The organism is Streptomyces sp. NPDC091280 (assembly GCF_044768565.1).
GTDB lineage: Bacteria > Actinomycetota > Actinomycetes > Streptomycetales > Streptomycetaceae > Streptomyces.
The window spans coordinates 136,161-160,249 of sequence record NZ_JBIVUZ010000019.1 but is presented as its reverse complement, the minus strand read 5'-3'; the positions used below and the strand labels follow the sequence as shown (position 1 = coordinate 160,249).

1 protein-coding gene is annotated in these 24,089 nt (G+C 71.5%); it reads left to right on the top strand.

The annotated features are described in order from the left end of the window. Positions 1-6 precede the first annotated feature (6 nt). Positions 7-24,036: an SDR family NAD(P)-dependent oxidoreductase gene (locus ACIQPR_RS43160; RefSeq protein WP_403661106.1), complete on the top strand. Its 24,030-nt coding sequence runs from the start codon at positions 7-9 to the stop codon at positions 24,034-24,036. The last annotated feature ends 53 nt before the right edge of the window (positions 24,037-24,089 follow it).

The following is a 24,089-nucleotide window of genomic DNA, read 5'->3' as shown; positions in this document are numbered from 1 at the left end:
ACAAGCATGGCTGGCGACCGGAACGAACTCGTCGAGGCCCTGAGGCGGTCGGTCAAGGAGGCCGAGCGACTTCGGCAGCAGAACCGGCGGCTCATGGCCCAGGCCACGGAGCCGTTGGCGATCGTGGGGATGAGCTGCCGGTACCCGGGCGGCGCGTCGTCGCCCGAGCAGTTGTGGGATCTGGTGGCCTCGGGCCGGGACGCGATGTCGGGCATGCCCGAGGACCGCGGCTGGGACCTGGAGCGGCTCTACGACCCGGACCCGGACAAGGCCGGCACCTTCTACGCGCAGCGCGGCGGATTCGCGGACGGCGTGGGCGACTTCGACGCGGGGTTCTTCGGGATCAGTCCGCGTGAGGCGTTAGCGATGGACCCGCAGCAGCGATTGTTGCTGGAGGGTGCGTGGGAGGCGTTGGAGGACGCAGGCATCGACCCGGGTTCACTGCGGGGCAGCGACACCGGAGTGTTCTGCGGCGTCGGCCTCAACGACTACCCGGGATCCGAGACGGCCATCGGCGGCCGGTCCGACCTTGAGGGCTTCCGGCTGACCGGCGGAACATCGAGCGTGGTCTCCGGCCGGGTGGCGTACAGCCTCGGCCTGGAGGGCCCGGCGGTGTCGGTCGACACGGCCTGCTCCTCCTCCCTGGTCGCGATGCACCTCGCCGCGCAGGCACTGCGCTCCGGCGAATGCTCGCTGGCCCTGGCCGGCGGCGTGACCGTACTGTCCGGCCCGTTCCTCCTGGTCGAGTTCTCCCGACAGCGCGGCCTCGCCGCCGACGGCCGCTGCAAGTCGTACGCGGAAGGCGCCGACGGAACCGGCTTCTCCGACGGTGTCGGCCTCGTCGTACTGGAGCGCCTCTCGGACGCCCGCCGCCGCGGCCACCGCGTGCTGGCCGTGATCCGAGGCAGCGCGGTCAACCAGGACGGCGCCTCCAACGGCCTGACCGCGCCGAGCGGCCCGTCCCAGGAACGCGTCATCCGTACGGCGCTGTCGGCGGCGGGGCTGCGCCCTGACGAGGTCGACGCGGTGGAGGGCCACGGCACTGGCACCCGCCTCGGTGACCCGATCGAGGCGCAGGCGTTGCTGGCGACCTATGGTCAAGACCGGGACGCCGAACGGCCGTTGTGGCTCGGCTCGATCAAGTCGAACATCGGCCACTCCTCGATGGCCGCCGGTGTGGCCGGCGTGATCAAGATGGTGCAGGCGCTGCGGCACGAGCAGCTGCCCGCCACCCTGCATGTGGACGAGCCGACCTCGCACGTGGACTGGGAGTCGGGCGCGGTCAAGTTGCTGACCGACGCTCGACTGTGGCCGTCCGGGGAACGGGTCCGCCGCGCGGGCATCTCGTCCTTCGGGATCTCGGGCACCAACGCCCACCTGATCCTGGAGGAGGCTCCGGCGGTCGCCGAGGAGCCCGTGCAGCAGCCCGAGTTGGGACTTCCTGCGGTACCGGTGTTGGTGTCGGCGAAGGACGAGGTGGCCCTGCGGGCGCAGGCGGGCCGGTTGCGGGAGCAGCTGCTCGCGCGCCCCGAGATCGGCCTCCTGGACACGGCCTTCTCGGCGGCGACCACCCGGGCTCACCTGGAGCATCGGGGTGCGGTGACGGCTGTTGACCGCGATTCGTTGCTGGCCGGCTTGCTGGCGTTGTCGGTCGGTGAGCCGGGTGCGGGTGCGGGTGTGGTCGAGGGTCGGGCGGTGTCGGGGAAGACGGCGTTCGTGTTCTCGGGTCAGGGTGCGCAGCGGGTGCGGATGGGCGCGGGCCTGGCGCAGGTGTTCCCGGTGTTCGCGCGTGCGTTGGAGGAGGTGTGTGCGGAGCTTGATCCGTTGCTGGAGCGGCCGTTGTCGTTGGTGCTGGCGGCGGAGGACGGCTCCGTCGAGGCGGGTCTGCTGAATGACACGCAGTTCACGCAGAGTGGGTTGTTCGCGGTCGAGGTCGCCCTGTTCCGGCTGCTGGAGTCGCTGGGTGTGCGGGCGGACTTCCTGGTCGGTCACTCGGTAGGCGAGGTCGCCGCCGCCCATGTGGCGGGCGTGCTGTCGCTGGCCGATGCGTGTGCGTTGGTGGCTGCCCGGGGCCGTTTGATGAGCGGGTTGCCGGCGGGTGGCGCGATGGCGGCCGTGCAGGCGACCGAGGCGGAAGTTCGTGAGTCGTTGGCCGGGTTGGGCGACCGGTTGTCGGTGGCGGCGGTCAACGGTCCGCGTGCTGTGGTGGTTTCCGGTGAGCAGGAGGCGCTGGAGCAGTGGCTGACTCTGCCGGTGTGGCAGAACCGCAAGACAACCCGGTTGCGGGTCTCGCACGCCTTCCACTCGGCTCTGGTGGAACCGGTCCTGGACGAATTCGCTGACGTGGTGGGCCAGTTGCGGTTCGCCGAGCCGGCCATCCCGGTCGTGTCGAATGTGACAGGGGCCCTGACCGAGCCGCGCGAACTGGCTGGTCCGGCGTATTGGGTACGGCATGCGCGGGAGGCGGTCCGTTTCGCGGACGGCATCACCGCGCTGGCCGAGGCGGGTGTGACGAGGTTTGTGGAAGTCGGTCCGGACGGATCACTGACCGCCCTCGCCCGCGAAGTGTTGGAAGAGACGGGCGAGTCGGCGGTCGTGATCGCCGCGCTGCGCGCCCGTCAGAGCGAGCCGGAAGCCTTCGCCGCGTTCCTCGGCCAGGCGCACACGGCCGGAATCGGCGTCGACTGGTCGGCGTTCTATGCCGGAAGCGGTGCTCGGACCATCCCCCTGCCCACCTACGCCTTCCAACGGGAGCGCTACTGGCTGGCGCCCGGCGCCACGCTCCCCGGGGCTCTCGCGGCCGGGGCTGAACGCGTCGACCATCCCTTGCTGACCGCGGGCACGCGGATCGGCGACCAGGACCAATGGCTGTTCACCGGGCGGGTGAGTACCGACACGGACGCCTGGGTCACCGAGCACATGCTGTTCGGCACGGTCGTCGTGCCCGGCGTCACCCTGGTGGAACTCGCGTTGACGGCGGGTGCCCACGTGGGCTGCCCGGTGGTGGAGGAACTGGTGCTCGGAGCGCCGTTCCTGCTGCCTGCCGGTACCGCCGTACAGGTGCAGGTCACCGTCGCGGAAGCCGACGAGAACGGCCACCGTGCCATCGCGATCTACACCGTCCCCGAGGGCGACGAGCGCGGCGAGTCGATCTGCCACGCGCGAGGCGTACTCGCCGCCGACACAGACACAGACACAGACACAGTCACGAACACAGTCACAGACACCGAGACCGAACCGATCGCGGACTGGGCGGCGCAGTGGCCGCCGCAGGACGCCGAACCGCTGCCGGTCGAGCGACTGTACGACCAGCTGACCGACCTCGGCTACGACTACGGGCCGGTCTTCCAGGGGATGCGTGCGGCCTGGCGCGACGGTGACGACATCTACGTGGAAGTCGCGCTGGCCGACGAATACACCGGCCCCGCCGAGGAGTTCGGTGTGCACCCGGCGCTGTTCGACGCGGTGGTACAGGGTGGCGTGCCCCTCTTCGCGGGCGGCAGCCAGCACAAGATGCCGTTCAGCTGGACCGGCGTACGGCTCGGCCGTCGCGGCGCCTCGCGGGTGCGGGTCCGTGCCGCCGCCCTCGGCGACTCCACGGTGCGGTTCGACGCCGTGGACGAAGCCGGCGTCCCGGTCGTGTCGGTCACGTCGCTGGTCCTGCGGCCGGTGGACCAGGCCCAGTTGGCCGGTGCGGGGCGGGCGGCGGACGGGTCGCTCTTCACGGTGGAGTGGACAGAGATCACGGGGTCGAACAACGCGGCCCCGGCGAGCGTCGCGGTGCTCGGCGAGCCGGCGGGTGCCGGGACGGGCGAGCACTTCGCGGATCTGGGCGCGCTGGTCGGTGCGGTGGCGGCGGGCGCGTCGGTGCCGGAGGTGGTCGTCGCCGGTGTCGGGGCCGAGCCGGTTCTTGGCGAGGAGACCGACACCGTACGTGCCGTTGCCGCACGGGTGTTGGGCCTGGTGCAGGAGTGGCTGGCTACTGAGGTGTTGTCGGAGTCCCGGTTGGTGCTGGTGACCCGGGGCGCGGTCTCGGTCGGTGAGGAGTCGCCGGACGTGGCGGCTGCTGCGGCCTGGGGTCTGGTGCGCAGCGCCCAGTCCGAACACCCGGGCCGTTTCGTCCTGTTGGACCTCGACCCGGCCGACGAAATCGGTGACGGCGAGGCACATCCCGTCCTGCCGAAGCTCGCCGGTCTGAGTGAGTCGCAGGTGGCGGTGCGTGGCGGGCGGTTGTTGGCGCCGAGGTTGGCGCGGGCGGTCGTGTCGTCGGCGCCGCTGTCGGGCACGGATGCCGTGGACGGCGCGGTCTTGGTGACGGGTGGGACCGGTGGCTTGGGTGCGTTGGTGGCCCGGCACTTGGTCACGTCGGGTGGTGCCCGTCACCTGGTGCTGGCGTCGCGGCGCGGCCTGGAGGCGCCGGGTGCGGGCGAGTTGGTCGCGGAACTCGAAGCCGCGGGCGGCCGGGTCCGTGTCGCGGCCTGCGATGTCGCGGACCGCGATCAACTGACAGCCCTGCTGGGCTCGTTGGACGTCCCGCTGTCTGGTGTGGTGCATGCGGCCGGCGTGTTGGACGACGGTCTTGTGGCGTCGATGAGTGCGGAGCAGTTGTCGCGGGTGCTGCGCCCGAAGCTGAATGCGGCGCTGCTGCTGGACGAGTTGACGGCGGACACGGATCTTCATTCGTTCGTGTTGTTCTCCTCCGTGGCGGCGTTGATCGGGAGTGCGGGTCAGGGTAACTACGCTGCGGCGAACGCCGGGTTGGACGCTCTCGCGGCGCGTCGACGTGCTGCCGGTCGTCCGGCGGTGTCGCTGGCGTGGGGTCTGTGGGCGGCGGAGACCGGCATGACCGGCGAACTGGACGCCGCTCAACTCGCCCGGCTGGAGCGCATGGGCTTGCAGGCGCTGTCGTCGGAGTTGGGGCTCGAACTGCTGGACGCGGCCCAACGGGTGGATGCTGCCCTGGTCGCACCGGTCCAGCTGGACTTGGCCGCGCTTCGCGAGCAGGCCCGCGCGGGGACGGCGGTGCCGTTGCTGGCCGGCCTGGTTCGCGCGCCCGGTCGTGCGGGACGCGCGGGCGGAGGAGGTTCGTTGGCGACGCGGCTGGCCGGGGTCGACCGCGAGCAGTGGGACCGGATCACCCTCGATCTGGTCACCGTGCAAGTGGCGGCCGTGCTCGGACACGCGTCGGCGTCGTCGCTGGATCCGGGGCGGGCGTTCAAGGAGTTGGGCTTCGACTCGCTGTCCTCGGTCGAGTTGCGCAACCGGCTGGCGCAGGCGACCGGACTCAAGCTGCCGGCGACGTTGGTCTTCGATCACCCGACCGCGGCTGCGGTGGCGAAGTTCCTGGTGACGCAGACAGCGGGCGCGGACGTCGGTAAGGCGGTGGCCACGCGGGTTCCGGCTCGACGGCGTGCCGATGTGGACGAGCCGTTGGCGATCGTGGGTATGGCGTGCCGCTATCCGGGTGGGGTCGCGTCGCCCGAGCAGTTGTGGGACTTGGTGGCGTCCGGCCGCGATGCGATTTCGGGTCTGCCGGACGACCGTGGCTGGGATCTGGAGCGGTTGTACAACCCTGACCCGGAGCAGTCGGGCACGGTGTACGCGCGCGGCGGCGGCTACCTCGATGCTGCCGGTGACTTCGACGCGGGGTTCTTCGGGATCAGTCCGCGTGAGGCGTTGGCGATGGACCCGCAGCAGCGGTTGTTGCTGGAGGGCGCGTGGGAGGCGCTTGAGGACGCGGGCATCGACCCGGGTTCGCTGCGCGGCAGCGACACCGGCGTGTTCTGCGGTGTGGTGGCCTCCGAGTACGGCAACGGCGCGACGCCGGAGCTGGAAGGTTTCCGCCTGACCGGTAGCACGACGAGCGTGGTGTCGGGGCGGTTGAGTTACACGTTCGGGCTCCAGGGCCCGGCGGTGTCGGTGGACACCGCGTGCTCGTCGTCCCTCGTGGCGATGCACCTGGCCGCACAGGCCCTGCGGGCGGGCGAATGCTCACTGGCCCTGGCCGGCGGGGCGACCGTGATGTCGGGTCCCTTCCTGCTGGTCGAGTTCTCCCGGCAGCGCGGCCTGTCGCCCGACGGCCGCTGCCGCTCCTACGCCGAGAGCGCCGAGGGCACGGGCTTCTCCGACGGCGTCGGTCTCGTCGTAATGGAGCGCTTGTCGGACGCGCAACGCCTCGGCCACCAGGTGCTGGCCGTGATCCGTGGCAGCGCGGTCAACCAGGACGGCGCCTCCAACGGCCTGACCGCGCCCAGCGGCCCGTCCCAGGAACGCGTCATTCGTACGGCACTCTCCGCAGCAGGCCTACGGCCCGACCAGGTCGACGCGGTGGAGGGCCACGGCACCGGAACCCGCCTCGGCGACCCCATCGAGGCGCAGGCGCTACTGGCCACCTACGGCCAACACCGGGACGCCGAACGGCCGTTGTGGCTCGGCTCGATCAAGTCGAACATCGGCCACTCCTCGGCAGCGGCCGGCGTGGCCGGCGTCATCAAGATGGTCCAGGCGCTACGGCACCAGGAACTCCCCGCCACTCTGCACGTGGACGCGCCGTCCTCGCACGTCGACTGGGAGTCGGGCGCCGTCCGGCTGCTGACCGCGGCTCAGCCCTGGAACGACCCGGGCCGTCCTCGTCGTGCGGCCGTTTCGTCCTTCGGCGTCTCCGGCACCAACGCCCACATGATCCTGGAAGAGGCCCCGGCGGTCGCCGAGGAGCCCGCGCAGCAGCCCGAGAAGAGCCTTCCTGCGACACCGGTGGTCGTATCGGCGAAGGACGAGGTCGCGTTGCGGGCCCAGGCGGGCCGCTTGCGCGAACACCTCGTCGCACACCCCGAGTTCGGCCTCCTGGACACGGCCTTCTCGGCCGCGACCACCCGGGCGCAGCTGGAACACCGCGCCGTCGTGACCGCCGCCGACCGTGAAGGCCTGCTGGCCGAGTTGGCGACGTTGTCGGCCGGTGAGCCGGGTTCGGGTGTGGTGGAGGGTCGGGTGGTGTCGGGGAAGACGGTGTTTGTTTTTCCTGGTCAGGGTGCGCAGTGGGTGGGTATGGCGGTGGAGTTGCTGGATTCTTCCGTGGTGTTCGCGGGGGAGGTGGCGGCGTGTGATGGGGCGCTGGGTCGGTTTGTGGACTGGCGTGTCGAGGATGTGTTGCGTGGGGTGGAGGGTGCGCCGTCTCTGGAGCGCGTGGATGTGGTCCAGCCGGTTCTGTTCACGGTGATGGTGGCGCTGGCGGCGTTGTGGCGGTCGTGCGGTGTCGAGCCGGATGTGGTGGTGGGGCATTCGCAGGGCGAGATCGCGGCCGCGTATGTGGCGGGTGGTCTGTCGTTGGAGGACGCGGCGCGGGTGGTGGCGTTGCGGTCGCAGCTGGTGGGTGAGCGGCTGGCGGGTCTGGGCGGGATGGTGTCGGTCGCGTTGCCGGCGGTCGAAGTGACGGAACAGATCGCGGAGTTCGGCGGCCGGGTGTCCGTCGCCGCGGTGAACAGTCCGCAGTCGGTGGTGGTGTCCGGGGAGCCGGCCGCGCTGGAGGAGTTGCTGACCCGCTGGGCGGAGGAGGGGGTGCGGGCACGGCGGGTGCCGGTGGACTACGCGTCGCATTCGGTGCAGGTGGGTGTGCTGGAGGAGGAGTTGCTGCGGGTGCTGGCGTCGTTGGAGCCGAGGGCGGGCCGGGTTCCGTTCTATTCCACGGCGCGGGGCGGGTTCGTCGGCACGGAGGTGTTGGACGGCGGGTACTGGTACGCGAACCTGCGGGGTCAGGTCGGCTTCGAGGAGGCCGTACGGTCACTGGCCGAGCAGGGGGCGGGGCGTTTCATCGAGGTGTCGCCGCACCCGGTACTCGTCTCCGCCGTCACAGAGACGGTCCAGGAGGTCGAGGGCGCCGACCAGGTGTGCGTGCTGGGCTCGTTGCGGCGCGGCGAGGGCGGACCGGCCCGGTTCACGGTGTCGCTGTCCGAGGCGTATGTGTCTGGCGCACCGGTGGATTGGGACGGTTTCTTCGCGGGATCCGGCGCTGCGCGGGTGGAGTTGCCGAGCTATGCGTTCCAACGGTCGCGGTACTGGCTGCCGTTGAGGTCCGGCGGCGGCGATCTCGCGGGGGCCGGGCTGGGCCGGCTGGCGCATCCGATGCTGTCGGCGGCCGTGCGCGTCGGCGACCGCGACGAGTGGGTGTTCACGGGACGCGTCTCGCAGGACGCCCAGCCCTGGACGGTCGACCACGCGGTGTTCGGCATCGTCATCGTTCCCGGGGTGGCGCTGGCCGAGTTGGCGCTCGCGGCGGGCGGACAGCTGGACTGCCCGGTGGTCGAGGAACTGGTCTTGCAGGTCCCGTTGTTGCTGTCCGAGGGCGAGGCACTCGACCTCCAGGTCACGGTCGGGGCCCCGGACGAGGACGGCCACCGCGACATCGCCATCTACACCGCGCCGTCGGGCAACGCCGGTCAGGACACTGCCCAGGCCACCTGCCACGCCCGTGGCACCCTGGCCCCCGATTCCGACGTCCCCGCAGCCACGGACTGGACCGCGACCTGGCCGCCGGCAGACGCGGAACCCGTCTCCGTCGACGACCTCTACGAACGCCTCGCGGGCCTCGGCTACGACTACGGACCCTCCTTCAAGGGACTGCACACCGCCTGGGCACAGGACGAGTACATCTACGCGGAAGTCGCTCTCCCCGACGACCACATCGCCTCGGCCCGGCAGTACGGCATCCACCCCGGCCTGCTCGACTCCTCGCTCCACAGTGGCCTCACCTGGCTCGACAAGGGCGGCGACCACGCTGCCCAACTGCCCTTCTCCTGGGCGGGAGTACGACTGGGACTGCCCGGCAGCGCCCAGGTACGGGTCCGCATCACCTCTACGGCCGACTCCTCGCTCCGTGTCGACATCGCCGACGAGCACGGCGAGTTGGTCCTCAGCGCCGAGCAACTGACGTTCCGGCCGGTGGATCAGATCCAGCTCGAAGGCGCACGGCGGACGGAAGCCGGATCGCTCTACACGGTCGACTGGACCCCGGTCACCCCGGTCACCTCGGCCACGGACACCGCCCGGCCGCCGCAGATCGCCGGCCTCGGTGAACTGACCGACACGGGCGCACACTTCGCGGATCTCGGCGCGCTGGTCGATGCGGTGGCGGCGGGTGCGTCGGTGCCGGACGTGGTCGTCGCCGGTGTCGGGGCCGAGTCGGCTCTTGGCGATGCGGCCGATGCGGTACGTGCCTCGGCTGCGCGGGTGTTGGAGCTGGTGCAGGAGTGGCTGGCCGCAGACGCGCTGTCGCAGTCCCGGCTGATGCTGGTGACCCGGGGCGCGATCTCGGTGAGCGAGGAGTCGCCGGACGTGGCGGCAGCTGCGGTGTGGGGCCTGGTGCGCAGTGCCCAGTCCGAACACCCGGGCCGATTCGTCCTGTTGGACCTCGACCCGGCCGACGACAACGGGGTCGGAGCGCAGCCGGACTGGGCCACGCTCGCCGGTCTGAGCGAGTCGCAGGTGGCGGTCCGTGGCGGGCGGTTGTTGGCGCCGAGGTTGGCGCGGGCGGCCGTGTCGTCGGCGCCGCTGTCGCGCACTGGCGACACGGATGGCGCGGTACTGATCACCGGCGGGACCGGTGGCTTGGGTGCGTTGGTGGCCCGGCACTTGGTCACGTCGGGTGGTGCCCGTCACCTGGTGCTGGCGTCGCGGCGCGGCCTGGAGGCGCCGGGCGCGCGCGAGTTGGTCGCGGCCCTCGAAGCCGCGGGCGGTCAGGTCCGGGTCGCGGCCTGTGATGTGGCGGACCGCGAGCAACTGACTGTGCTGCTCGCCTCGTTGGACACCCCGCTTTCCGGTGTGGTGCACGCGGCCGGTGTGTTGGACGACGGTGTGGTGACCTCGCTGACGCCCGAGCAGCTCGACCGCGTGATGCGCCCGAAGGTCGACGCGGCCCTGCTGCTCGACGAGCTGACGGCGGACATGGATGTTCATTCGTTCGTCCTGTTCTCCTCCGTGGCGGCGCTGATCGGGAGCGCGGGACAGAGCAACTACGCAGCGGCGAACGCCGTGTTGGACGCCCTGGCGGCACGACGGCGGGCGGAGGGCCGTCCGGCGGTGTCGCTGGCCTGGGGCCTGTGGGCGGCGGAGACCGGCATGACCGGTGAACTCGGCAGCGCCGACGTGAACCGGCTGAACAGGCTCGGTGTGCAGCCGCTGTCGTCGGAGCTGGGGCTCGAACTGCTGGACGCGGCCCAGCGAGTGGATGCCGCGCTGGTCGCACCGGTCCAGTTGGACCTGGCCGCGCTTCGGGAGCAGGCGCGCGCGGGAACGGCGGTGCCGCTGCTGGCCGGCCTGGTTCGTACGCCAAGTCGCCCGGGACGTGCGGGCGGGGGCGGTTCGCTGGCGACGCGGCTGGCCGGGGTCGACCGCGAGCAGTGGGAGCGGATCACGCTGGACCTGGTGACCGCCCAGGTGGCGGCCGTGCTCGGACACGCGTCGGCGTCGTCGCTGGATCCGGGGCGGGCGTTCAAGGAACTGGGCTTCGACTCGCTGTCCGCCGTGGAACTGCGCAACCGACTCACCCAGGCGACCGGAGTCAAACTGCCGGCCACCCTGATCTTCGACCACCCGAGGCCGATGGCGGTGGCGAAGTTCCTGGTGACGCAGATCGCCGGTGCGGGTGTCGGTAAGGCGGTGGCCACGCGGGTTCCGGCGCGACGGCGTGCCGATGTGGACGAGCCGTTGGCGATCGTGGGTATGGCGTGCCGGTATCCGGGTGGGGTCGCGTCGCCCGAGCAGTTGTGGGACTTGGTGGCGTCCGGCCGGGATGCGATCTCGGGGCTGCCGGACGACCGTGGCTGGGACCTGGAGCGGTTGTACAACCCGGATCCGGAGCAGTCGGGCACGGTGTACACGCGCGGCGGCGGCTACCTGGACAGTGCCGGTGACTTCGATGCGGGGTTCTTCGGGATCAGTCCGCGTGAGGCGTTGGCGATGGACCCGCAGCAGCGGTTGTTGCTGGAGGGCGCGTGGGAGGCGCTTGAGGACGCGGGCATCGACCCCAGTTCACTGCGCGGCAGCGACACCGGCGTGTTCTGCGGGGTCGGCCCCTCGGACTACGGTTCGGGGCTGATAGCCGGAGGCGGCGGCCCGGAGCTCGAAGGCTTCCGGATGACCGGCGGCACGACGAGCGTGGTCTCCGGCCGGGTGGCGTACAGCCTCGGCCTGGAGGGCCCGGCGGTGTCGGTCGACACGGCCTGCTCCTCCTCCCTGGTGGCGATGCACCTGGCCGCCCAGTCGCTCCGCTCCGGCGAGTGCTCGCTGGCGCTGGCCGGCGGTGTGACCGTACTGTCCGGGCCGTTCCTGCTCGTGGAGTTCTCCCGACAGCGAGGCCTGTCCCCGGACGGCCGCTGCCGCTCGTACGCGGAGGGCGCCGACGGAACCGGCTTCTCCGACGGCCTCGGTCTGATCGTGCTGGAACGTCTGTCGGACGCCCGCCGCCTGGGCCACCAGGTACTCGCGGTACTGCGCGGGTCGGCGATCAACCAGGACGGCGCGTCCAACGGCCTGACCGCGCCCAGCGGTCCCGCTCAGGAACGCGTCATCCGTACGGCACTGTCCGGAGCCGGCCTGCGGCCCGACGAGGTCGACGCCGTCGAGGGCCACGGCACGGGCACCCGCCTGGGCGACCCGATCGAGGCGCAGGCACTGCTGGCCACCTACGGCCAGCGCCGCGCCGCGGACCAGCCGTTGTGGCTCGGCTCGATCAAGTCGAACATCGGCCACTCCTCTACGGCCGCGGGTGTGGCCGGCGTGATCAAGATGGTGCAGGCGCTGCGGCACGAGCAACTGCCCGCCACTCTGCACGTGGACGAGCCGACCTCGCACGTGGACTGGGAGTCGGGCACCGTCAAGCTGCTGACCGACGCTCAGCCGTGGCCGTCCGGGGAACGGGTCCGCCGCGCGGGCGTCTCGTCCTTCGGCGTCAGCGGCACCAATGCCCACGTGATCCTGGAGGAGGCCCCGGCGGTCGCCGAAGAGCCCGCGCAGCAGCCCGAGTTGGGACTTCCTGCGGTACCGGTGGTCGTGTCGGGGCGGGACGAGGTGGCGCTGCGGGCGCAGGCGGGCCGGTTGCGTGAACACCTGCTCGCGCGTCCGGAAGCCGGTGTTCTGGACACGGCGTTCTCGACGGCGACGACCCGGGCCCACCTGGAACACCGAGCGGTTGTCACTGCTGGCGACCGTGAGGACTTGATTGCCGGGTTGCTGGCGTTGTCGGTCGGTGAGCCGGGTGCGGGTGTGGTCGAGGGCCGGGCGGTGCCGGGGAAGACGGCGTTCGTGTTCTCGGGTCAGGGTGCGCAGCGGGTACGGATGGGCGCCGGGCTGGCGCAGGTCTTCCCGGTGTTCGCGCGTGCGTTGGAGGAGGTGTGTGCGGAGCTTGATCCGTTGCTGGAGCGGCCGTTGTCGCGGGTGCTGGCGGCGGAGGAAGACTCCGCAGAGGCTGCGTTGTTGAACGACACGCAGTACACGCAGAGCGGTCTGTTCGCGGTCGAGGTCGCCCTCTTCCGCCTGCTGGAATCCCTCGGTGTCCGGGCGGACTTCCTGGTCGGTCACTCGGTGGGCGAGGTCGCCGCCGCCCATGTCGCGGGCGTGCTGTCACTTGCCGATGCGTGTGCGTTGGTGGCTGCCCGGGGCCGTTTGATGAGCGGGTTGCCGGCGGGCGGTGCGATGGCCGCCGTCCAGGCGACCGAGGCCGAAGTCGTGGCATCGCTGGCCGGGTTGGAGGACCGGTTGTCGGTCGCGGCGGTCAACGGTCCCCGGGCTGTCGTGGTCTCCGGCGAGCACGAAGCGCTGGAGGAGTGGCTGACCCTGCCCGTCTGGCAGGACCGTAAGACGACACGGCTGAGGGTTTCGCACGCCTTCCACTCGGCGCTGGTGGAACCGGTCCTGGACGAATTCGCTGAAGTGGTCGGCCAGTTGCGGTTCGCCGAACCGGCCATCCCGATCGTGTCGAATGTGACAGGCGCCCTGACCCAGCCGCGCGAACTGGCTGATCCGGCCTATTGGGTGCGGCATGCACGCGAGGCGGTCCGTTTCGCGGACGGCATCACTGCGCTGGCCGAGGCGGGTGTGACGAGGTTTGTGGAAGTCGGTCCGGATGGATCACTCACGGCTCTGGCCCGCGAAGTGTTGGAAGACACGGGCGAGTTGGCGGTCGTGATCGCCGCGCTGCGCGCCCGCCAGAGCGAGCCGGAAGCCTTCGCCGCGTTCCTCGGCCAGGCGCACACGGCCGGAATCGGCGTCGACTGGTCGGCGTTCTATGCCGGAAGCGGTGCTCGGACCATCCCCCTGCCCACCTACGCCTTCCAGCACGAACGCTACTGGCTGCCCTCGCTCAGCGGGGTCGGTGACCCCGCCGCATCCGGGCTGGCCAGGCTCGACCACCCGCTGCTCACCGCTGCGGTCCCGCTCGGTGACCAGGGCCAGTGGCTGTTCACCGGGCGGCTGTCGCAAGAGGTTCAGCCCTGGAGCCGTGACCATGCCGTACTCGGCGCGGTCATCGTGCCGGGCGCGGCACTGGTGGAACTCGCCCTGGCCGCCGGCCGGCAAGTGGGCTGCCCGGTGGTGGACGAACTCGTCCTCCAGGTCCCGTTGCCGGTGCCCGTCCATGACGCGGTGCCCTTGCAGGTCATGGTCGGCGAACCGGGCCCGGACGGCCGCAGGGACGTGGCGATCTACACCCGCTCGCAGCACGCGGCGCACGACGACCCGACCGCGGCGACCGACGTGATGACATGCCACGCCCGCGGCGTACTGGCAGAAGAGACCGGTCTGCTCGCCCCAGCCTTCCCGACCGAGTGGCCGCCGCAGGGCGCCGAACCGGTCGTGGTCGAGGGACTCTACGAGCGGCTGGCCGACGCCGAGTACGAGTACGGCCCCGCCTTCCAGGCCTTGCAGGCGGCCTGGCGCGACGGACGGGACGTCTACAGCGAGATCGTCCTCCCCGAAGAAGCCGGGTCCGCGCGCGAGTTCGGGATCCACCCGGCCCTGCTCGACGCCGCGTTGCACGGTGGACTGCTCGACCGGGACGGGACTTCGGCGGTGGAACTGCCGTTCTCGTGGTCCGGTGTGCGGCTGGACCGGCGAGGTGTGTCCCGGGCGCGGGTCCGCATCACTCCGGCCGGACCGTCCGCGACCCGGATCGACATCGCCGACGAGAACGGCGAACTGATCGCCTCCGTAAGGGAACTGGCTTCCCGCCCGGTGGACCAGGCGCAGTTGGCCAGTGCCGTGCGGACGGCCAACGAGTCGCTGTTCACCATGGAGTGGACCGAGGTCACCGCAACGGACAGTGCCGCTGCCCCGGTGAACATCGCGCTGCTCGGCGAGACGGCAGGCGCCGGCACGGGCGAGCGCTTCGCGGATCTCGGCGCGCTGGTCGATGCGGTGGCGGCGGGTGCGTCGCTGCCGGAGGTGGTCGTCGCCGGCGTAGAGGCGGAAGCGGTCCCTGGCGAGGAGACCGATGCCGTACGTGCCGTTGCCGCACGGGTGTTGAGCCTGGTGCAGGAGTGGCTGGCCGCCGAGGCGCTGTCGGGAGCGCGGTTGGTGCTGGTGACCCGGGGCGCGGTCTCGGTCGGTGAGGAGTCGCCGGACGTGGCGGCTGCTGCGGCGTGGGGTCTGGTACGCAGCGCTCAGTCCGAACACCCGGGCCGTCTGGTCCTGTTGGACCTCGACCCGGCCGACGACAGCGGTGACGGAGCGGACCCGGACTGGGCCGTGTTCGCCGGTCTCGGCGAGTCGCAGATCGCGGTGCGCGAGGGCCGAATGCTGACCCCGCGACTGAAGCGAGCAGCCGAATCGCCGCTTCCCGCCGAGGGACCGTGGGTGCTCCAGGCGGTCACGAAGGGGTCGTTGGAGGGCCTGGCGCTGATCCGCTCCGATGCCGATCGGCCGCTGGAGGCGCACGAGGTCCGGATCGCCGTCCGAGCTGCGGGACTGAACTTCCGCGACGTACTGATCACCCTCGGCCTCTACCCCGGCGACGCCACGCTGGGCAGCGAGGCGGCGGGAGTCGTCCTTGAGATCGGCTCCGATGTCACCGACCTGGCGCCCGGCGACCGCGTGATGGGCCTGACCGCCGACACGTTCGGACCTGTCGTGATCGCGGACGGCCGCATGGTCGTGCGGATGCCGGACGGCTGGTCCTTCGAGCAGGCGGCTGCGGTTCCCGTGGTGTACCTGACCGCGTACTACGGGTTGGTGCATCTGGCCGAATTGACCGCTGGTGAGCGGGTGTTGGTGCATGCGGCGGCGGGTGGCGTGGGGATGGCCGCGGTGCAGTTGGCCATGCATCTGGGTGCGGAGGTGTATGCGACGGCGAGTCCGTCGAAGTGGGAGGCCGTGAGGGCGCTGGGTGTGCCGGCGGAACGGATCGCGTCCTCGCGGGACTTGGACTTCGCGGAGGTCTTCGCGCGGGTGACGGACGGTGCGGGGATGGATGTGGTGCTGGATGCGTTGGCGGGTGAGTTCGTCGATGCGTCGCTGGGGTTGTTGCCGCGGGGTGGGCGGTTCCTGGAGATGGGCAAGGCCGATATCCGGGATCCGCAGGTCGTGGCGGAGGTTCATCCCGGGGTGGGTTATCGGGCGTTTGATCTGTTCGAGGTGAGTCCGGAGCGGCTCGGGCGGATGTTGGGCGAGATTGTGGGGTTGTTCGGGGCGGGTGTGTTGTCGCATGCGCCGGTGCGGGCGTGGGATGTGCGTCGGTTTGGGGAGGCGTTCCGGTTCCTGCGTGAGGGTCGCAATACGGGCAAGGTCGTGTTCACGGTGCCGGGGCCGGTCGATGTGGACGGCGCGGTGCTGGTCACGGGCGGGACCGGTGGCTTGGGTGCGTTGGTGGCCCGGCACTTGGTCACGTCGGGTGGTGTCCGTCATTTGGTGTTGGCGTCGCGGCGTGGTCTGGAGGCGCCGGGGGCGGGCGAGTTGGTCGCGGAGCTGGAGGCCGCGGGCGGCCGGGTCCGTGTCGCGGCCTGCGATGTGGCGGACCGCGATCAACTGACGGCACTGCTCGCCTCGTTGGACGTCCCGCTGTCTGGTGTGGTGCACGCGGCCGGCGTGCTGGACGACGGTCTTGTGGCGTCGATGAGTGCGGAGCAGTTGTCGCGGGTGCTGCGCCCGAAGCTGGGCGCGGCGCTGCTGCTGGACGAGTTGACGGCGGACATGGACGTGCGGTCGTTCGTGCTGTTCTCTTCCGTGGCGGCGTTGATCGGGAGTGCGGGTCAGGGCAACTACGCTGCGGCGAACGCCGGGTTGGACGCTCTCGCGGCGCGTCGGCGTGCTTCCGGTCGTCCTGCGGTGTCGCTGGCGTGGGGTCTGTGGGCGGCGGAGACCGGCATGACCTGCGAACTGGACGAGGCACAGCTGACCCGCCTGAACAGGCTCGGTGTGCAGGCGTTGTCGTCGGAGTACGGGCTCGAACTGCTGGACGCGGCCCAGGGGGTGGATGCTGCCCTGGTCGCGCCGGTCCAGTTGGACCTGGTGGCGCTTCGGGAGCAGGCGCGTGCGGGGACAGCGGTGCCGTTGCTGGCAGGGCTGGTCCGTACGCCTGGCCGTGCGGGACGTGCGGGCGCGGGCGGTTCGCTGGCGACGAGGCTTGCTCAGGTCGGTCCGGAGGACCGGGAGCGGGTGACGCTGGACCTGGTAACTGCCCAGGTGGCGGCCGTACTTGGGCACGCGTCGGCGTCGTCGCTGGATCCGGGGCGGGCGTTCAAGGAGTTGGGCTTCGACTCGTTGTCCTCGGTCGAGTTGCGCAACCGGCTCGCGCAGGCGACCGGACTCAAGCTGCCGGCGACCTTGGTCTTCGATCACCCGACCGCTACGGCCGTGGCGAGGTTCCTGGTGAGCCAGGTTCCCGGGACCGAGTCCAAGGCCACTGTCGCGCCTGCGGTACGGGTTCCGGCGCGACGACGTGCCGATGTGGACGAGCCGTTGGCAATCGTGGGCATGAGCTGCCGCTATCCGGGTGGCGCCTCGTCGCCGGAGCAGCTGTGGGATCTGGTGGCGTCCGGTCGGGACGCGATCTCGGGCCTGCCGGGTGACCGTGGCTGGGACCTGGAACGGCTCTACGACCCGAACCCGGAACAGTCCGGCACGGTCTATACGCAGGGCGGCGGCTACCTCGAAGACGCCGGTGACTTCGACGCGGGGTTCTTCGGGATCAGTCCGCGTGAGGCGTTGGCGATGGACCCGCAGCAGCGGTTGTTGCTGGAGGGTGCGTGGGAGGCGTTGGAGGACGCGGGCATCGACCCGGGCTCGCTGCGCGGGAGCGATACCGGTGTGTTCTGCGGCGCGGTCGCCTCCGAGTACGCGGGTGGAGCCACCCCCGATCTGGAAGGTTTCCGGCTGACCGGCACCACCACGAGCGTAATATCCGGACGGTTGAGCTACACGTTCGGATTGCAGGGCCCGGCGGTGTCGGTGGACACCGCGTGCTCCTCGTCCCTCGTGGCGATGCACCTGGCCGCGCAGGCACTGCGCAACGGCGAATGCTCGCTGGCCCTGGCCGGTGGCGTGACGGTGATGTCGGGTCCCTTCCTGCTGGTCGAGTTCTCCCGGCAGCGCGGCCTGTCGCCCGACGGCCGCTGCAAGTCCTACGCGGAAGGGGCAGACGGAACCGGCTTCTCCGACGGTGTCGGTCTCGTCGTGATGGAACGCCTGTCGGACGCGCAACGTCTCGGGCACAAGGTGCTGGCCGTAGTCCGGGGCAGCGCGGTGAACCAGGACGGCGCGTCCAACGGCCTGACCGCGCCCAGCGGCCCCGCTCAGGAACGAGTGATCCGTACGGCGCTGTCGGCGGCCGGATTGCGCCCTGACGAGGTCGACGCGGTGGAGGGCCACGGCACCGGAACCCGGCTCGGTGACCCGATCGAGGCGCAGGCGTTGCTGGCGACCTACGGTCAAGACCGGGACGCCGAAAGCCCGTTGTGGCTCGGATCGATCAAGTCGAACATCGGCCACTCCTCGGCAGCGGCCGGCGTGGCCGGCGTCATCAAGATGGTCCAGGCGCTACGGCACCAGGAACTCCCCGCGACCTTGCACGCGGACGAGCCCAGCCAGCACGTGGACTGGGACTCGGGCGCGGTCAAGCTGCTGACGGAAGCCCGGCCCTGGAACGACCCGGGCCGTCCTCGTCGTGCGGCCGTTTCGTCCTTCGGCGTCAGCGGCACCAACGCCCACATGATCCTGGAAGAGGCCCCGGCGGTCGCCGAGGAGCCCGCGCAGCAGCCCGAGTTGGGACTTCCTGCGGTGCCGGTGTTGGTGTCTGCGAAGGACGAGGTCGCGTTGCGGGCCCAGGCGGGCCGCTTGCGCGAACACCTCATCGCACGCCCCGAGTTCGGCCTCCTGGACACGGCCTTCTCGGCCGCGACCACCCGGGCTCACCTGGAGCACAGGGCGGTTGTCACCGCTGCCGACCGTGACGGCTTGCTGACCGCGTTGTCGACGTTGGCTGCGGGGGAGCCAGGGCCGGTTGTGGGGCGGGCGGTGTCGGGGAAGACGGCGTTCGTGTTCTCGGGTCAGGGTGCGCAGCGGGTGCGGATGGGCGCGGGCCTGGCGCAGGTCTTCCCGGTGTTCGCGCGGGCCCTGGAGGAGGTGTGTGCGGAGCTTGATCCGTTGCTGGAGCGGCCGTTGTCGCGGGTGCTGGCGGCGGAGGAAGGCTCCGTCGAGGCGGGTCTGCTGAACGACACGCAGTTCACGCAGAGTGGGTTGTTCGCGGTCGAGGTCGCCCTGTTCCGGCTGCTGGAATCGCTCGGTGTCCGGGCGGACTTCCTGGTGGGTCACTCGGTGGGCGAGGTCGCTGCCGCCCATGTCGCGGGTGTGCTGTCGCTGGCCGATGCGTGTGCGTTGGTGGCTGCCCGGGGCCGTTTGATGAGCGGGTTGCCGGCGGGTGGCGCGATGGCCGCCGTCCAGGCGACCGAGGCGGAAGTACGTGAGTCGCTGGCCGGGTTGGAGGACCGGTTGTCGGTCGCTGCGGTCAACGGCCCGCGTGCTGTGGTCGTTTCCGGCGAGCACGAAGCGCTGGAGGAGTGGCTGACCCTGCCCGTCTGGCAGGGCCGCAAGACGACGCGGCTGAGGGTTTCGCACGCCTTCCACTCGGCGCTGGTGGAACCGGTCCTGGACGAATTCGCTGCTGTGGTGGGCCAGTTGAGGTTCGCCGAGCCGGCCATCCCGGTCGTGTCGAACCTGACGGGCGCGCTGACTGGACCCGGTGAGCTGGCTGATCCGGCGTATTGGGTGCGGCATGCGCGGGAGGCGGTCCGTTTCGCGGACGGCATCACCGCGTTGGCCGAGGCGGGTGTGACGCGGTTCGTGGAGGTCGGTCCGGACGGATCGTTGACCGCTCTGGCCCGCGAAGTGTTGGAAGAGACGGGCGAGACAGCAGTCGTGATCGCCGCACTGCGCGCCCGCCAGAGCGAGCCGGAAGCCTTCGCCGCATTCCTCGGCCAGGCACACACGGCCGGAATCGGCGTCGACTGGTCGGCGTTCTACGCCGGGAGCGGTGCCCGGACCATCCCCCTGCCCACCTACGCCTTCCAGCACGAACGCTACTGGCTGTTGCCCCGGGCCGCGGCCGGCGATGCCGCTGCCGCGGGTCAGGCGCGGCTCGATCACCCGCTGTTGGTCGCTGCCGTGCAGGTCGGTGACCGTGACGAGTGGCTGCTGACCGGTCGGCTGTCGCTTGAGGCGCAGCCCTGGCTGGCCGACCACACCGTGCTCGACACGGTCCTCGTGCCCGGTGCCGCCCTGACCGAACTGGCCCTCGCCGCCGGACGGCAGGTCGAGGCGCCGGTGGTCGAGGAGTTGATCCTCCAGGCACCGCTGCCGCTGCCCGTGGGCGAGGTCGTCCAGGTGCAGGTCACCGTCGCGGAGGCCGACGAGAACGGCCACCGTGACATCGCGATCTACACGCGACCGCAAGCCACCGAGCCGGGCGTACGGCCCGAAGCGACCTGCCATGCGCGTGGTCGGCTCGGTGGGGAGGTGGAGTCGGGTGGGGTGCCGTTCCCGGTGGTGTGGCCGCCGGAGGGCGCTGTGGTGGTGCCGGTGGAGGGGTTGTACGAGCGGTTGGCGGAGGCGGGTTACGAGTACGGTCCGCTCTTCCAGGGGCTTCGGTCGGCCTGGCGCGACGGTGAACTCGTGTATGCGGAGGTGGTGTTGCCGGAGGAGCCGGTGGGCTCCTCCGCGGGCTTCGGTATCCATCCGGCGCTCCTCGACGCGGCACTCCACGGCGGCCTGCTCGACCACGACGAGGCCTCGGACGTCGAGTTGCCGTTCTCGTGGTCCGGTGTGCGGCTGGACCGGCGGGGCGTGTCCCGGGCGCGGGTCCGGATCACTCCGGCCGGACCGTCCACGACCCGGATCGACATCGCCGACGAGAACGCCGAACTGATCGCCACCGTAAGGGAGTTCACGTCCCGGCCGGTGGACCCGGCACAGCTGTCCGGAGTGAGGCGGCCGGCCGACGGTTCGCTGTTCACCGTCGACTGGACTCCGGTCGCGGCCGGTACCGCCGTGACCGGGATCGCGATCCTCGGTGAGCTGGCGGGAGTCGGCGAGCGTTACGCGGACCTGGACGCGCTGGAGGCGGCCGTCATGGCGGGCGCCGCGGTGCCGGAGGCGGTGGTGGCCTCGGTCCGGACCACGCCACGAGCCGGCGGCGAGGCCGGCGCGGCACGGGCCGCCACGGCGGACGCGCTCTCGCTGGTGCAACGCTGGCTGGGCAGTGAACCGCTGTCCGGGGCACGGCTCGTGGTGGTGACGCGCGGTGGCGTCGGGATGGACGGCGTGGTTCCCGATCTCGCCCAGGCGCCGATCTGCGGTCTGGTGCGCAGCGCGCAGTCCGAACACCCGGGCCGGTTCCTGCTGGTGGACCTGGACCCGGCCGAGGAGGGCGGCGAGACCGCGCCGGACTGGGCCGTGCTCGCCGGTCTCGGCGAGTCCCAACTCGCCCTGCGCGGCGAGCGGTTGCTGGCACCCCGGCTGACCCGGGCGACGACCGGGTCGGGGCTGCCCGCCGAAGGGCCGTGGCGGTTGTCCGCTGTCACGAAGGGCTCGTTGGAGGGCCTGGCGCTGGTCCGTTCGGACGCGGATCGTCCACTGGAGGCGGGCGAGGTACGGATCGCCATACGCGCCGCCGGGCTCAACTTCCGCGACGTACTGATCACCCTCGGCCTCTACCCCGGAGAAGCCGCGCTGGGCAGCGAGGCGGCGGGAATCGTCCTGGAGGTGGGCTCCAATGTCACCGACCTGGCTCCCGGCGACCGCGTGATGGGTCTGATCCCCGAGTCGTTCGGTACGGCGGGGATCGTGGACCGGCGGATGGTCGCGCGGATGCCGGAGGGCTGGTCCTTCGAGCAGGCCGCTGCCGTGCCGGTGGTGTATCTGACCGCGTACTACGGCCTCGTCGAACTCGGCCAGCTGGTGGCCGGGGAGCGGGTGTTGGTGCACGCGGCGGCCGGCGGTGTCGGCATGGCCGCGGTCCAACTCGCCAAGCGGCTGGGCGCGGAGGTCTACGCGACGGCGAGTCCGTCGAAGTGGGAGGCCGTGAAGGCACTGGGCGTCCCGGCCGAACGGATCGCGTCCTCGCGGGACTTGGACTTCGCGGAGACCTTCGCGCGGGCCACGGACGGCGCGGGCGTGGATGTCGTCCTGAACGCGCTGGCCGGTGAGTTCATCGACGCCTCGCTGGGGCTCATGCCGCGCGGCGGCCGGTTCCTGGAGATGGGCAAGGCCGATGTCCGCGACCCGCAGGCCGTGGCGGAGGCTCGTCCCGGGGTGCGGTACCAGGCGTTCGACGCGTTCGACGCCGGACCGGACCACATCCAGGAGATGCTGCTCGATGTCCTGGACCTGTTCGCCCGGGGTGTCCTGTCGCACGCGCCGGTGCGGACCTGGGACGTACGGGACGGGCAGGAGGCGTTCCGGTTCCTGCGCGAGGGCCACAACACGGGCAAGCTGGTGCTCACCGTGCCCGGACCGGTCGATCCGGACGGCGCGGTACTGATCACCGGCGGGACCGGTGGCTTGGGTGCGTTGGTGGCCCGGCACTTGGTCGAGTCGGGTGGCGCCCGTCAGCTGGTGCTGGCGTCGCGGCGCGGCTTGGAGGCGCCGGGGGCGGGCGAGTTGGTCGCGGAGCTGGAAGCCGCGGGCGGCCGGGTCCGGGTCGCGGCCTGCGATGTGGCCGACCGCGAGCAACTGACCGCTCTGATCGCCTCGTTGGACGTCCCGCTCTCCGGTGTGGTGCACGCGGCCGGTGTGCTGGACGACGGTGTGGTGACCTCGCTGACGCCCGAGCAGCTCGACCGCGTGATGCGCCCGAAGGTCGACGCGGCGCTGCTGCTCGACGAGTTGACGGCGGACATGGACGTGCGGTTGTTCGTGCTCTTCTCCTCCGCCGCCGGACTGATCGGCAGCTCGGGGCAGGGCAACTACGCAGCGGCGAACGCCGTGTTGGACGCTCTGGCGGCACGGCGGCGGGCGCAGGGCCGTTCGGCGGTGTCGCTGGCCTGGGGCCTGTGGGCCGAGGAGACCGGGATGGCACGCGGTCTCGACGAGGCGGCGCTCGCCAGGCTGGCGCGGCAGGGCGTGCGGCCCATGCTCACCCCGCTCGCGCTGGAACTGTTCGACCAGGGCCGTCAGCACGACCGGGCCCTGGTGGTCCCGGCGCGGTTCGACCTGGCCGCGCTGCGCGTCCAGGCCGGCGGCGGACTGCTGCCGCCGCTGCTGACCGGTCTGACCGGTGCCCCGGCCCGCCGTACCACGACGGGAGGCGCGTCACCGGCCCGACGGCTCGCCGCCGTACCGGAGAGCGAACGCGCCATGGCCGCGCTCGAATTGGTGCTGTCCCATGTCGCCGCCGTGCTCGGGCACTCCTCGTCCGCAGCGGTCGATCCGGACCGCGGGTTCCGGGAACTCGGCTTCGACTCGCTGGCCGCGGTCGAACTGCGCAACCGGCTCACCCAGGCCACCGGCCTGCGGCTGCCCACGACCCTGGTCTTCGACCACCCGGAGCCCACGGCCGTCGCCCGGCTCCTGCTCAGCGAGGCAGCGGCGGAGGCGGCGGCCGAGGCGGCACCGGCGACCTCGGCCGGCCGGACCGGAGCGCGCCCGGCGGACGGGAACCGGAACCCCAACGGAACCGGCACCGGCATCGGCACTGGCACCGGCACCCCGCGCGGGAGCCGGACCGGGCAGGGCACGTTCAGCGCGCTCATCCACCACGCGCACGCGACGCAGTCGCTGCTCGAAGCGCTGCCGCTGCTCACCGAGGCATCACGGTTCCGGCCCGCCTTCACCTCGTCGGACCTGCCCGACGAGGCGGGACACGTCGTGAAACTCACCTCCGGCGAGGGCCTGCCCAAGCTGGTCTGTGTGCCGTCGTTCATGCCCGGCTCCGGCCCGCACCAGTTCATGCGGTTCGCCGACCGCTTCGAGGGCAAGCGGGACGTCTACGCCTGCTCGCTGCCGGGGCTGCGGGGCACGGACGAGGCGCCGGGCACCTGGCGCGCCGCGATCGACCTCTTGGTCGCGTCGATCCGCCGCGCGGTGGGCGACGACCCGTTCGTCCTGGTCGGCTACTCGATCGGCGGCGTCCTGGCGCATTCGATCGCGGCCCGCTTCGAGGCCGAGGGGGCCGGCCCTGAGGGCGTCGTCATGCTGGACACCCCCACGCCGACGGACGAGAAGGAGATCCTCGGTGTCTTCTCCCTGGTGATGGCGGAGATCCTCGACCGCGGGCAGGGCGCGACCGTGATCGACGACGCCGGCTGGCTGGCCATGGGCAGCTATGTGCGGCTGCTCGCCGAGCGGCGCCCCGACTCGATCGACGCCCCGAGTCTGCTGATCCGCGCGGGCAGGCCGCTGGGCGTCGGCGACGACGTCTCCGACTGGCCCGCGTGGAACGTCTGCGACGGCCAGGTGGAGATCGCCGCCGACCACTTCTCCCTGATCGAGACCGAGTCCGCGCTGACGGCGGACGCGACGGAGCGGTGGCTGACGGCCGACTCACCGTCGGACGCGGACTGACCGGCCGGAAGGAGGCGGCCCGGACGCACCGGCACGACCGGCACAGCAAGTGC

Coding starts and splice junctions, on each gene's coding strand:
- ACIQPR_RS43160 (WP_403661106.1), top strand. CDS start 7: ATGGCTGGCGACCGGAACGAACTCGTCGAGGCCCTGAGGCGGTCGGTC.